13 protein-coding genes are annotated in these 12,728 nt (G+C 73.4%); 6 read left to right on the forward strand and 7 right to left on the reverse strand.

What is annotated here, in order from left to right:
- The first annotated feature begins 80 nt into the window (after window positions 1-80).
- Window positions 81-653 carry a TMEM165/GDT1 family protein gene (locus tag ACQEUU_RS06140; protein WP_433061446.1) on the forward strand — a complete coding sequence of 191 codons (573 nt, stop codon included), beginning with the start codon at window positions 81-83 and terminating at the stop codon, window positions 651-653.
- Window positions 654-661: 8 nt separating this feature from the next.
- On the opposite strand, the gene ACQEUU_RS06145 is transcribed toward ACQEUU_RS06140, so the two are convergent.
- The 4 genes from ACQEUU_RS06145 to ACQEUU_RS06160 form a co-directional block, all read right to left on the reverse strand.
- Window positions 662-1,246: a hypothetical protein gene (locus ACQEUU_RS06145; protein ID WP_433061449.1), complete on the reverse strand. Its 585-nt coding sequence runs from the start codon at window positions 1,244-1,246 to the stop codon at window positions 662-664.
- Window positions 1,243-2,106: a hypothetical protein gene (locus ACQEUU_RS06150; RefSeq protein ID WP_433061452.1), complete on the reverse strand. Its 864-nt coding sequence runs from the start codon at window positions 2,104-2,106 to the stop codon at window positions 1,243-1,245. Before ACQEUU_RS06150 ends, ACQEUU_RS06145 begins: the two co-directional genes overlap by 4 nt.
- An 85-nt stretch (window positions 2,107-2,191) precedes the next feature.
- Window positions 2,192-5,050 carry a helix-turn-helix transcriptional regulator gene (locus ACQEUU_RS06155; RefSeq protein ID WP_433061455.1) on the reverse strand — a complete coding sequence of 953 codons (2,859 nt, stop codon included), beginning with the start codon at window positions 5,048-5,050 and terminating at the stop codon, window positions 2,192-2,194.
- A 101-nt stretch (window positions 5,051-5,151) separates the two neighbouring features.
- Window positions 5,152-5,298: a hypothetical protein gene (locus tag ACQEUU_RS06160; protein ID WP_433061458.1), complete on the reverse strand. Its 147-nt coding sequence runs from the start codon at window positions 5,296-5,298 to the stop codon at window positions 5,152-5,154.
- A 173-nt stretch (window positions 5,299-5,471) separates the two neighbouring features.
- Here ACQEUU_RS06160 and deoC point away from each other — a divergent pair, with 173 nt between their 5' ends.
- Genes deoC through ACQEUU_RS06185 form a run of 5 tightly spaced genes read left to right on the forward strand, consistent with a single transcriptional unit; the run spans window position 5,472 to window position 10,186 of the window.
- A complete protein-coding gene (deoC, locus tag ACQEUU_RS06165; RefSeq protein WP_433061460.1) occupies window positions 5,472-6,401 on the forward strand; it encodes a deoxyribose-phosphate aldolase in 930 nt (309 codons plus the stop codon).
- Window positions 6,401-7,837, forward strand: coding sequence for an aldehyde dehydrogenase family protein (locus ACQEUU_RS06170; protein ID WP_433061463.1), 1,437 nt, complete (start codon window positions 6,401-6,403; stop codon window positions 7,835-7,837). The genes deoC and ACQEUU_RS06170 overlap by 1 nt, the downstream gene beginning before the upstream one ends.
- Window positions 7,827-8,024: a hypothetical protein gene (locus ACQEUU_RS06175; protein WP_433061466.1), complete on the forward strand. Its 198-nt coding sequence runs from the start codon at window positions 7,827-7,829 to the stop codon at window positions 8,022-8,024. Before ACQEUU_RS06170 ends, ACQEUU_RS06175 begins: the two co-directional genes overlap by 11 nt.
- Window positions 8,017-8,862, forward strand: coding sequence for an aldehyde dehydrogenase family protein (locus tag ACQEUU_RS06180; RefSeq protein WP_433061469.1), 846 nt, complete (start codon window positions 8,017-8,019; stop codon window positions 8,860-8,862). Before ACQEUU_RS06175 ends, ACQEUU_RS06180 begins: the two co-directional genes overlap by 8 nt.
- Before the next feature lie 19 nt (window positions 8,863-8,881).
- The gene (locus ACQEUU_RS06185) at window positions 8,882-10,186 is read left to right on the forward strand and encodes an FG-GAP-like repeat-containing protein (RefSeq protein ID WP_433061472.1); all 1,305 of its coding nucleotides are present in this window, start codon (window positions 8,882-8,884) and stop codon (window positions 10,184-10,186) included.
- A gap of 6 nt (window positions 10,187-10,192) precedes the next feature.
- On the opposite strand, the gene ACQEUU_RS06190 is transcribed toward ACQEUU_RS06185, so the two are convergent.
- From ACQEUU_RS06190 to ACQEUU_RS06200, 3 genes are read right to left on the reverse strand one after another with little or no spacing between them, the layout of a single operon-like run.
- Window positions 10,193-11,635, reverse strand: a complete 1,443-nt coding sequence (locus ACQEUU_RS06190) for an amidase (protein ID WP_433061475.1) — start codon at window positions 11,633-11,635, stop codon at window positions 10,193-10,195.
- Window positions 11,636-11,654: 19 nt separating this feature from the next.
- The gene (locus ACQEUU_RS06195) at window positions 11,655-11,834 is read right to left on the reverse strand and encodes a hypothetical protein (RefSeq protein ID WP_433061478.1); all 180 of its coding nucleotides are present in this window, start codon (window positions 11,832-11,834) and stop codon (window positions 11,655-11,657) included.
- Window positions 11,827-12,675 carry an SPFH domain-containing protein gene (locus ACQEUU_RS06200; protein WP_433061481.1) on the reverse strand — a complete coding sequence of 283 codons (849 nt, stop codon included), beginning with the start codon at window positions 12,673-12,675 and terminating at the stop codon, window positions 11,827-11,829. The genes ACQEUU_RS06195 and ACQEUU_RS06200 overlap by 8 nt, the downstream gene beginning before the upstream one ends.
- Window positions 12,676-12,728: the final 53 nt, after the last annotated feature.

Here is a 12,728-nt window from a genome sequence, read left to right on the forward strand (position 1 = left end):
CGTACGAAGACGCTGCCGGGCCGAAGCCGTGCCCGAAACTCCCCGGGTGCGCCCACGGTCCGGTCGCGCGGGAGAGGACCGTGGAAGCTTTCTGGATCAGTCTGGGCGCCATCTTCCTGGCAGAGCTGGGCGACAAGAGCCAGCTCATGGCGATGACCTTCGCCGCCCGTCACAAGGCCTGGGTGGTGCTGACCGGCATCACCATCGCCACCACCGCCGTCCATCTGGGCAGTGTGGCCATCGGCGGGCTCATCGGCGACGCGCTGCCGACCACCGCCATCTCCGTCGTCGCGGGCGTGGCCTTCCTCGGCTTCGCCCTCTGGACGCTGCGCGGCGACGAGCTGACCGAGGAGGAGTCGCGCAAGGCGTCGCGCGCCACCCGCAGCGCGCTGATCGCGGTGACGGTCGCGTTCTTCCTCAGTGAGCTGGGCGACAAGACCATGCTCGCCACCATCACGCTCGCGACCTCGTACGGCTGGGTCGGCACGTGGATCGGCTCCACCGTCGGCATGGTGGCCGCGGACGCCCTGGCCATCCTGGTGGGTCGCCTGCTGGGCAGGAACCTGCCGGAGAAGGCGGTCCGCTACGGCGCGGCGGCCGCGTTCGCGCTCTTCGGCGTCGTGATGCTGGTCGACGCCCTCGTCCTATCGTGACCGGAGCGCTATCGTGACCGGAGCGCACTGAGCGTCCGGCGGCCGGCCCTGATGTCGCTGACGAGCACGTACGCGACGAGCAGCAGGCCGAGGCAGAGCGCCTCGGCCGCCCACCACGGGATCTCGGCGAGCATCAGGCGGCCGTCGCCGTCGCTGCTGGAGCGCAGCGCCCAGGTGACGACGGCCACCACCGCCGTGACCAGCAGCCAGGTGCGCAGGCGCGGCAGGTCGCCGCGCCGCCACAGCCTGATCCGCCAGTGCAGGTGGACCACGAGCGCGCCGAGCAGGGCGCAGCCGCCGATCAGCCACCACGGCAGGGCGAACGTGGCGCGTTCGGCGATCGACGCCCGCGTGGCGCGCAGTTCGGCCTCGGTCCGGCGCTGCGCGGCCACGGCGGCGTCGCGCTGCTTCCTCAGCTCGGCGACCGTCTCCTGGCGGGCGCCGGGCGGGGGTACGGTCTGCGCGGGCAGCATCCTGGCCACCACGGTCAGCATGATCGCGATGAACGCCAGCACCAGCACGATCGCCATGAACAGGTCGATGAACCGCAGGTCGAGCGGTGGCCCGAAGGGTCGGGCGGGCCGCCTCCTCACGGCTCCCTCACCAGCGTGTAGCGGTGGGGGCCGCTCTGGGACGCGGTCAGCGCGTCCACGGCGGCGCGCAGCGAGTCCAGGCCCTTGACCAGCTCCTCGGTCCCGCTCCTGGACCGGGCCAGCTCCTCGGCCAGTCCGTGCGGCGCGGAGGCGGACCGCCGGGCGGGCAGGCGCGCGAGGTGGTCGAGGAACACCTCGTCGGCGGCGGCCACGCCCGCCCGTTCGGCCCGCTCGGCCAGAGCCATCGCGCCGAACGCCAGCACGCTCAGGAACAGCGCGACCAGCGTGACGCCGAACGCGGACGCCAGCTCGGGCAGCACGTGCCCCTTGAGCGCGGCCATCAGGGCGGCCGGGTCGCCGCTGCCGTCGAGCGCGTCGCCGAACGCGGTGACCATCGTGGCCATGGTGAGCGCGGTGCCGATGAACCCGAACACGGGCAGCGCCCAGATCAGCGCGTGGTCGAGATGGTGCCGGTTGGCCAGCTCGGCCTCGTCCAGCGCGGAGCGGGCGCTGAGCACCGCCTCGGCGTCGTTGCCGGCCTCGGCGGCCTCCCTGAACAGCCGCAGCCGCCGGGCCACGAGCGTGTCGTCGCCCGGCCTGACCGCCTGCACGCCGGCGGCGGCGCGGGCGGTCGCGGCGCTCTCCTGCCGGATGTCCGGCACCGTCCTGGCGATGCGCAGCACGGTGGTCAGGAACACGGCGATGATCAGCGTCACCACCAGCTCCGCGGCGGCGGGCACGGTGGTGGCGCCCACCGACTCCAGCAGCGCGCCGACCGCGCCGGCGACGTAGGACAGGAACGCGACCACCGTGGCCGTCGCGGGCGCGAACGCCGTGTGACGCCAGTCGAACCTTGACAACCGTTGCTCCACTCCTGCCGCGTTACCGAGTCAGAGTCAAGCCAACCACAGACAAAGCTGACTAACGGTAACGAGCTCGCTACAACTACCGGGACAGGAGTGAGAGGCGGTGCGCGGCGGCGGCCGCCTCGCCCCGGGTGGTGACGCCGAGCTTGGCCAGGATGTTGGAGACGTGCACGCTGACGGTCTTGGCGGAGATGAACAGCTCCTTGGCGATGTCGCGGTTCGTCCGGCCCAGCGCGACCAGGCGGAGCACCTCCAGCTCGCGGGGGGTGAGCAGCTCCGAGGACTCCTGCGGGCGCTGGGCCCCGCCCACGCGCCGGGAGAGCGCCTCGATCTCGGCGACGAGCGGGGCCGCCCGCAGCGCGGTCGCCTTCGGCAGCGCGGTCGCCAGCCGCGCGGCGGCGCCGTCCCTGTCGCCCGTGCGCGCCGCCACGGTGGCCGCCCGGACGAGCGCCTTGGCCTGGTTGTGCGGCCGGTTGAGCCGCTCCCAGGCGGCGGCCGAGGCGTCGAAGTCGCCCGAGTACGTCAGCCGGTAGGCCTCGGCGACCGGCCCCGTCACCGACAGCCGCGCGGCCATGCCCGCGGCCCGCTCGCGCAGCGCGCGGACCCGCTCCGGCTCGGCGCCCTCGGCCGCGTCGCAGACGGTGCGCAGCAGGGCGAGCAGCCGCCAGCCGAGCATGGCCTTGCTGGACTGCTCCGGCCGGGCCAGCATCCGCTCGGCCGCCGCCAGGGCGTACGCCGGCTCGCCCCTCAGGATGTGCCAGCCCATGTGCAGCCGGGTGCTGTTGGTGATGTCCTGGACGAAGTCCTCCGGGCGCTCCTTGAGCACCCCGATCTCCGACAGGATGCCCTCCACCAGCTCGACCTCGCCCCGCCCGAGCGCGATGTCGGCGCGTACCCGCATCAGGTGGTGGCGGGTGCGCAGCGACGGCCCGAAGCTGAGCGCCCGCTCGACCGTCTCGATGGCCTCGTCCCAGCGGCCGATGGCCTCCAGCGTCTCGGCCCTGTTGTTGAGCACGAACAGGCCGCTGGCGCGCAGCCTGCCGAACCGCTTGGCCTCCCGCCAGCCCTCCTCGGACAGCCGCAGCGCCTCTTCCCAGCGGCCGGTCTCCAGCAGAGAGTCGATCATGTTGCCGATCGCGCGGGTGATGACGCGGCCGGAGTTCTCCTGCCTGCCGAGGTCGAGCGCGCGCTGGTTGGCGGCGACCGTGCCCTCGATGTCGCCCGCGAGCGAGTGGCCGAGCGCCAGGTTGAGCAGCAGGTCGGCCTCCAGGCACCGGTCGCCCAGCTCACGGGCCAGCCGCAGGCCCTCCTCCACGTACCTGGCGCCCTCGGCGGCCTCGCCGCGCAGCATGAGGTGCTGGCTCATCGGCACCAGGACCTCGGCCCTGGCCTCGCCGGGCTCGGGCACCAGCTTGAGCGCGTGGCGCAGGTCGTCCACCATGCTCACCTGGCCCTTGGAGACCTTCAGATGGGACCGGCGGACGATCAGCCCGGCCACCCGGCCGGGCTCGCTGGCCTCGTCCAGCTCCGCCAGGGCGGCCTTGACGAACTTCATCGCCCGGTCCACCTCGCCGCCCGCCTGCGCCGCCGCGGCGGCCTTCTCCAGCACGGCGGTGTGGTCGGCGCCGATCCGCTCCGCCGCGTCGGGCACCCGGTCCCAGAGCATGAGCACGCGTTCGAGCAGCGGCACCGCCTCGGCGTAGGCGAAGGCCTTGAACGACTTCTTGGCGGCCCACCAGGCGGCCGTCAGCGCGTGGACGTCGTCGCGCGCCCCGTACCAGTGGTGGGCCAGCTCGACGTAGGCGCGGCCGGGCGGGACCAGCTCGTGGTCCTTGGAGATCTCCTCGGCGTAGCGGGCGTGCAGGCGCTGGTGCTCGCCGGGCAGCAGCTCCTCGTGGACGGCCTCGCGGATCAGCGAGTGGCGGAAGACGTAGGCGCGGTTGTCGGCGATCTGCAGCACGTTGCCGGCGATGGCCGGCCGCAGCGCCGCCTCCAGCTCCACGTCGGCCAGGCCGCTCACGGCGGACAGCAGGGCGTGGCCGACGCGCGTGCCGCCCGCGGCGGCCATGCGCAGCACCCGCTGGGTCTCCTCGGGCAGCCGTTCGACCGCGTTCAGTATGAGGTCCTGCATCGACTCGGGGAAGGACGTGCAGTCGCCGCCCTCCTCCAGCAGGGCCTCGACGAACAGCGGGATCCCCTCGCTGCGCTCGTAGACCTTCTCCACCTTGGCGTACTCGGGGGCGCGGCCGAGGATGCCGGCCATCTGCTGGGCGACCTCCTCCCGCGACAGGCGGGGCAGGTCGAGCCGGAGCACGCCGTTGACCCGGCTGAGCTCGGCGAGGACCGGCCGGAGCGGATGCTGGCGGTGCAGGTCGTCGGAGCGGTACGTCATGACCAGCAGCGCCTGGGGGACGCGCAGGTTGCGGCTGAGGAAGGCGATCAGGTCGCGGCTGGACCGGTCGGCCCAGTGGATGTCCTCGATGATCAGAACGGTGGGGGCGGTGTCGGCCAGCCGCTCCAGAAGCGTGAGGATCTGCTCGAACAACCTGGCCCGGCCGGCCTCGGTCTCGCCGTCGCCGCTCGGCTCGCCGAACTCGGGCAGCAGCCGCGCCAGGTCGCGCTCGGCCCCGTCGGGCAGCAGCCCGGCGACCCCGCCGGTGCCGTGCTCGCGGACGAGCTGCCGGAGCACGGCGGTGAAGGGCGCGTACGCCAGGCCCTCGGTGGACAGCTCCACGCAGCCGCCGGTCAGCACCCGGACGCCGTCGCGGGCCGCCTGCTCGGCGAAGCACTGGACGAGCCGGGTCTTGCCGACGCCCGCCTCGCCGCCCAGCAGCACGGCCGTGGCGGTGCCCGCCCCCGCTTCGGCCAAGGCGTCGGTCAGCGCCGTCATCTCCTCGCGCCGCCCCACGAAGACGGGGCTCACCGAGCGTCCCAGCATGTCATCCAGCATGTCACGCCTTATCCGATGCGATCGACGCATTTAAGGGGGTTGCGAGGCCCGGCCGCGAGGGAGGATGCGGCCGGGCTCTCGTGTGCGGGTCATGACGAACGGCGCTTGCCGAACACCGAGCGGCGCTCGGTCTTGTTCGCCCGGCGGGCCTCGCGCACCCGGCGGTGCCGCGCGGCGGCCTGGTGCAGCTCGTCCGCCTGACTCTTCATCAACTGGAACTCGATCTCCGGGTTCATCACGCGATCTCCTTGAGAGGGGTCTTTCCCGACACTTCAAGGTTCGGCCTAAGGCCCTCCCCGGCACATCGGATGGATGTCCTATCTCCGCTCTACGCCCCATACCTAGATCGGCCCCGGGCTCCGGTTTGGACGTAGGGACACCGGTCGGCGATGCTGTGAGGGTGTCAATTGTGACGACCACGCTCGCGGACGTCGCCTCCTCCGGGGCCACCCTGCGAGCATTCCTGCACGGCCTGCCCGGCGTCGACCGGGTCGGCGCCGACCAGCGGGCGGCGATGCTCGGCTCCCGTTCGATCAAGACCACGGCCAAGGCCCGCGCCATCGACCTGGCGATCTCCATGGTGGACCTCACCACCCTCGAAGGCGCCGACACTCCCGGCAAGGTGCGCGCGCTCTGCGCCAAGGCGCTGCACCCCGGTGAAGGCGCGCCCCGGGTGGCCGCCGTCTGCGTCTATCCCGACCTCGTTCCCGTCGCGGCGCAGGCGCTGGCCGGCTCAGGGGTGAAGGTGGCCTCGGTGGCCACCGCGTTCCCCAGCGGCCGCTCCTCGCTGGAGGTGAAGGTGAGCGAGACGAAGCTCGCCGTCGCCGCCGGCGCCGACGAGATCGACATGGTGATCGACCGCGGCGCGTTCCTCGCCGGCGACCACCTCAAGGTCTACGAGGAGATCCAGGCGGTGAAGGCCGCCTGCGGCGACGCCCACCTGAAGGTGATCCTCGAGACCGGCGAACTGGCGACCTACGACAACGTACGCCGCGCGTCCTGGCTGGCCATGCTGGCCGGAGGCGACTTCATCAAGACGTCCACCGGCAAGGTGTCCCCGGCGGCGACGCTCCCCGTGACGCTGGTCATGCTGGAGGCCGTGCGCGACTTCCGCGACGCGACCGGGCGGCAGGTGGGCGTCAAGCCCGCCGGCGGCATCCGCACCACCAAGGACGCGATCAAGAACCTCGTCCTGGTCAACGAGACCGCGGGCGACGACTGGCTGAGCCCCGACTGGTTCCGGCTGGGCGCCTCCTCCCTGCTGAACGACCTGCTGATGCAGCGTCAGAAGCTCGCCACCGGCCGCTACGCGGGCCCCGACTACTTCACCCTGGACTGATGGCGATGTCGATATTCGAGTACGCCCCCGCGCCCGAGTCGCGCGACGTCGTCGACATCAAGCCGTCCTACGGCCTGTTCGTCGGCGGCGAGTTCGTCGACGGCTCCGGGCCGTCCTTCAAGACCGTCAACCCCGCCACCGAGGAGACCCTGGCCGAGGTCGCCACCGCCTCCTCCGACGACGTCGACCGCGCCGTCCAGGCGGCCCGCAAGGCGTTCGACGCCTGGAGCGGGCTGCCCGGCGGCGAGCGGGCCAAGTACCTGTTCCGGATCGCCCGCATCATCCAGGAACGCGCCAGGGAGCTGGCCGTGCTGGAGTCGCTCGACAACGGCAAGCCGATCCGCGAGGCGCGCGACGTCGACGTGCCGCTGGTCGCCGCCCACTTCTTCTACTACGCGGGCTGGGCGGACAAGCTCTCCTACGCCGGGTTCGGGCCCGACCCGCGGCCGCTCGGCGTGGCCGGCCAGGTCATCCCGTGGAACTTCCCGCTGCTCATGCTCGCCTGGAAGATCGCGCCGGCGCTGGCCTGCGGCAACACGGTGGTGCTCAAGCCCGCCGAGACCACGCCGCTGACCGCGCTGCTGTTCGCGGAGATCTGCCTGCAGGCCGAACTGCCGCCGGGCGTGGTCAACATCGTCACCGGCGCGGGCGAGACCGGCGCGGCCGTGGTCGCGCACCCCGACGTCGCCAAGGTGGCCTTCACCGGCTCCACCGACGTCGGCCGGGCCATCGCCCGCACGATCGCCGGCTCAGGCAAGAAGCTCACCCTGGAGCTGGGCGGCAAGGCCGCCAACATCGTGTTCGAGGACGCGGCGCTCGACCAGGCGGTCGAGGGCATCGTCAACGGCATCTTCTTCAACCAGGGCCACGTCTGCTGCGCGGGCTCGCGGCTGCTGGTGCAGGAGTCGATCCAGGACGAGCTGCTCACGATGCTCAAACGCAGGCTGGCCACGCTGCGGCTGGGCGACCCCCTCGACAAGAACACCGACATCGGCGCGATCAACTCGGCCGAGCAGCTCGCCCGGATCCGGCGGCTGTCGGAGTCCGGCGAGGCGGAGGGCGCCGAGCGCTGGTCGCCCGCCTGCGAGCTGCCCGAGCGCGGCTACTGGTTCCCGCCCACCCTGTTCACCGGGGTGGCGCAGTCCCACCGGATCGCCCGGGAGGAGATCTTCGGGCCGGTGCTGTCGGTGCTCACCTTCCGCACCCCCGCCGAGGCCGTCGAGAAGGCCAACAACACCCCGTACGGCCTGTCGGCGGGCATCTGGACCGAGAAGGGCTCGCGCATCCTGTGGCTGGCCGACAAGCTCAGGGCCGGCGTGGTGTGGGCCAACACGTTCAACCGGTTCGACCCGGCCTCGCCGTTCGGCGGCTACAAGGAGTCCGGGTACGGGCGCGAGGGCGGTCTCCGCGGACTGGAGGCCTACCTTGACGTGTGACCACCGCCGCGGCCGCCGGCGCGGGACCCGCGCCCAGGCCACCCGCGGCCACGCCTTCGCCCGCGCGGGCCGGCCCGTCCGCACCGGCTGGTACGCCCACCGCTGCGGCGTGAGCCGGTGCGGCCAGGTGTTCGTGCCGGTCGAGACCGCTCAGGAGATCACGTGGAGGGGGCGCGGCGATGAGTAGGCTGGCCGTCCGCAAGACCTACAAGCTGTACATCGGCGGGGCGTTCCCGCGTTCGGAGAGTGGGAGGTCCTACCCCGTGACCTCACCCAAGGGCGACTTCCTCGCCAACGCCTCCCGCGCCTCACGTAAGGACGCCAGGGACGCGGTCTCGGCCGCCCGCAAGGCGTTTCCCGGCTGGTCCGGCGCGACCGCCTACAACCGCGGCCAGATCCTCTACCGGATCGCCGAGATGCTGGAGGGCCGCCGCGCCCAGTTCGCCGACGAGCTGGGCCTGGGCAAGAAGGCCGCGCTGGAGTCGGTGGACGCGGCGATCGACCGGCTGGTCTGGTACGCGGGCTGGTCCGACAAGATCGCGTCCGTGCACGGCACCGCCAACCCGGTGGCGGGACCGTACTTCAACCTGTCCACGCCCGAGCCGACCGGGGTGGTCGCCGTGGTGGCGCCCGGCGAGCCGCTGCTCGGGCTGGTCTCGGTGGTGGCCCCGGTGATCGTCACCGGCAACACGTGCGTGGTGGTGGCCGCGGAGCGCACCCCGCTGCCGGCGATCACGCTGGCCGAGGTGCTGGCCACGTCCGACCTGCCGGGCGGGGTGGTCAACATCCTCACCGGCCACCAGGCGGAGCTGGCCCCCTGGCTGGCGGCGCACATGGACGTCAACGCGCTGGACCTGACCGGCGTGACGGACCCCGACCTGGCGCTGCGCTGCGAGCAGGAGGCGGCGGAGAACCTCAAGCGGGTGGTCCGCCCGTCCGGCGACGACTGGGCGGCCGACCCCGGCACCGGGCGCATGACCGCTTTCCTGGAGACGAAGACGGTCTGGCACCCCATGGGGGTCTGAGGCGGTTAGGGTCGGTGCCGTGCCACGACAGGTGACGATCGTGCTGGCGCTGGGCCTCCTGGTCGCGGGATGCGGCGGCGACCCCCGCCCCGCGCCCGGCGCGGCAACCCCCACACCGGCCCCGTCGGTCACCCGGTCCGACGTCCCGTCCTCCCCGTCCACCCCGTCCGGCACCGCGGCCGTCACGCCCGGGGCGGCCGGACGGGGCTCGGGCGCCGACGACCTCGACGGTGACGGTCGCGCGGACCTGGTGGTCCAGGCCGAGGCGCCCGACGGGCGGCGGTATCAGGCGATCGTCCACGGCTCGGCCCGGGGACTGGACCTCCGCAGCCGCACGGTCGTCCCGCCGGAGCCGGCCTGCGCCCCGAAGCTCCCGGCGAGCGGCTGGGGGGCCGACCTGGACGGCGACGGCTTCGCCGACGTCCTCGGCATCCAGCCGGGCGAGGCCGGGCCGAGGCTGTGCGTCTTCTGGGGCCCGCGCGGGCTCACGGACGGCACGCCTACCCTGGTGACGTGGCCGGTGAAGAGCAGCCAGGCGGGCGGTTCGGTGATCCCGGGCGACTTCGACGGCGACGGCTTCGCCGACCTGGCGGCGTCGGCCAGGCCCGAGGGCGGCTTCTCCGACACGGAGCTGGTCGTCCTGTCCGGCCCCTTCCGCCGTGACGGCACACCGGCCCGGTGGACCGCCAGGCCGTCGCCGTCCGGTGAGGAGTTCTGGCAGCTGGCCGCCGACAGGATCGACGGCCGGCACGCGACAGGGCTGATCGTGTACGAACCCGGCGACGACGACCAGTCCGCCGGCTGGCTGCTCAGCGCCTCGCCCGGCGGGCCGGCGAAGGAGGGACGCAGGCTCAACGGCGGGCTGTCGGCCGCGTTCGGCGACTTCGACGGCGACGGCGCCAGGGACGTCGCCGTCGGTGACAGCGGCAGCCGCAACAACGAGCCCGGCTACGAGACGGAGCCGCCGTCGGTCGACCGGACGCTGACCGTCTACTACGGGAACGGCCGCACCGCGACGCACAAGGGGACGGCGGGCCCGGCGATCGCGGGGGACTTCGACGGTGACGGCCGGGACGACCTCGCCTTCGGCGGCGGGGGGCCGTACGAGCGGTACCGGCCGGTCCGCGTCTTCCGGGGCGGCCCCGGCGGCCTGCGCGCCGGAGCCGAGCTCGGCGGCGTACGGCCGGGCCGGCCGTACGCGGCGGGCGACTTCGACGGCGACGGGGACGACGAGTTCGTCCTCTCCCACGGCCGGGACCGCGTCGAGTTCATCGTGACGGACGGGAGGAGGGAGCTGTCCCGCTTCACGGTGGCGCCGGGCTGAGCCGGCTCAGCCGGAGAACCCGGGCGGGCGCAGCGGCGGGTGGGCGGCCTGGAGCTGGGCCGCCAGGCCGAGCAGGTGGGGTTCGCCGCCGGGCGGGGCGACGAGTTGCACGGCGATCGGCAGGCCCGTGGAGTGGGTGGCCACCGGCACCGCCATCGCGGGCCAGCCGCACATGTTCCAGGCGCCGGTGGCGGACGCGTACCGGACGTTGACGACGGCGTTGCGGACGAAGCCGCGCTCGCCCCACCGCTCGGCCTTCGGCGGGATTGCGGCCAGCGCGGGCGTGATGAGCACGTCGGCGTCGCCGAACCACTGGTCGGCGCCGTAGTCGCGCCACCGGTCGCGGCCCTGGTCGCCGTTCGCGCGCAGGCGGCCGAGCACCCGCCCGGCCCTGGCCAGCGCGCGGCTGCGGCGCTCCAGCGCGCGGGCGTCGTACGGGGCGGCCGACTCGGCGGCCCTGGTCAGCCAGGCGGCGATGGTGGCGGCGGCGAGCCAGGCGGGGAACCGGCTCGTCCGCTCGACCACCGTGTGCCCGGCCCGGCGCAGCGTCTCCGCGGCCCCGCGCACCGCCGCCCGGAACTCGCCGTCCATCGGCGCGCCCACAGGGAGCGGCTGCGGCGCGTACGCCACCCGCAGGTCGAACGGCTCGGGCCCGTTCTTCGGCGGCGGCGGCTCCCACACCGCCTCGTCGTCCGCCCACACCGACCGCAGCGGCGGCCGGCTGGGCTCGGTGCGCCGGCCGGAGCGCCACGCCTCGGCCAGCGAGGGGTCGGCGGCCAGCACGGACAGCATCAGCGCCAGGTCGGGGACGTTCGCGGCGATCGGGCCGTTCTCCGACAGCCCGCGCCAGTCGTCCGTCGGTGCGGGGACCAGGCCGGTGCCCGGCTTGAGCGCCGGCACCCCGCAGCACGCCGCCGGGATGCGCAGCGAGCCCATGCCGTCGTTGCCGAGCGCGAGCGGCACCATGCCCGCCGCCACCGCGGCGGCGCTGCCGGACGACGACCCGCCCGCCGTGCGCGTGGTGTCCCAGGGGTTGCGCACGGTGCCGTACGCGCTGTCGCCGAACCCCACCAGCGCCAGCTCGGGCACGTTCGTCAGCCCGATCACCACCGCGCCGGCGGCCCGCAGCCGTGCCACCGTCGCGTGGTCCGCGGCCCGCGGGGCGTCGGAGGTGGCCGCCGAGCCGAGCCGCATCGGCTCGCCGGCGACCTCCACGTTGTCCTTGACCGCGACGGGGACCCCGGCGAGCGGCAGCTCCGACAGGTCGTGCCGGTCCTGCACGGCCCGCGCCTCGTCGAGCGCGCGCTCGCGCACGGCGCGGAACGCGCCCACCCGGGGATCGCGCCCGGCGATCGCGCGCAGATGATCCTCGGCCACCGCCGTGGCCGGCACCTTTCCCTGACGTACGGCCGCCGCGATCTCCATGGCGGATCTGCCTGCCCACGACATGCCTAGAGTGTGCAGGTTTCTACTCTTCCGCGCGAGGTTCTTTCCCCGGCTTCTGCTCCCTGCCCGCCTGTTTGAGCGCGAGCCGCAACGCGTACTCGATCTGCGCGTTGACGCTGCGAAGGTCGTCGGCCGCCCACTTGGCGACGGCGTCGTAGACGGCCGGGTCCAGGCGCAGCAGGAGCTTCTTGCGCTCAGGCATACAGGCTGCCGGCGTTCACCACCGGCTGGGTCGCCCGGTCGCCGCAGAGGACGACCAGGAGGTTGGACACCATCTGAGCCCGCCGCTCCTCGTCGAGCTCGACCACGCCCTCGGCGGCGAGCCGGTTGAGCGCGAGCTGGACCATGCCGACGGCGCCCTCGACGATCCGCGCGCGGGCCGCCACGACCTGGCCGGCCTGCTGGCGGACCAGCATGGCCTGGGCGATCTCGGGGGCGTAGGCGAGGTGGGTGATGCGGGCCTCCAGGATCTCGATCCCGGCCAGCTCGGTGCGGTCGCGCAGCTCGGTGGTCAGCTCCGTGGCCACCTCGGCGCCGTCGCGCAGGCTGGTGCGCTCCGGGTCGTGGGAGTCGTACGGGTGCGTGGTGGCCAGGTGGCGGACCGCCGCCTCGGACTGGATCGCGATGTACTCCTCGTAGCTGTCCACCGAGAACACGGCCTTGGCGCTGTCGACCACCTTGTAGACCACGACCGCGGCGATCTCGACCGGGCTGCCGTCGGCGTCGTTGACCTTCAGCTTGGCCGTCTCGAAGTTGCGCACCCGCAGCGTGACCGTGCGCTTGGTGGTGAGCGGCAGCACCCACTGGAACCCCGCGTCGGACACCGAGCCGACGTAACGGCCGAGGAACTGCACGACCTTGGCCTCGTTCGGGTTGACGATCGTGAGGCCGGAGGCGGCGAGCATCGCCAGCACGCCCCAGACCGAGCCGAGCACGATCAGCAGCGCCGGCGACCTCAGGCCGGCGGCCAGGGCCGCGCCGCCCAGCACCACCAGGACGAGCACCACCACGAACCCGTTGACCCTGAACGCCCGTCGCTCCATCGCGTCTCCTTGCTATCGAAGTGATATCACTATGCTAGCTCATCTATCCTCGT

Origin of the sequence: Nonomuraea sp. CA-218870 (assembly GCF_050936535.1) — a bacterium.
Classification (GTDB): domain Bacteria; phylum Actinomycetota; class Actinomycetes; order Streptosporangiales; family Streptosporangiaceae; genus Nonomuraea; species Nonomuraea corallina.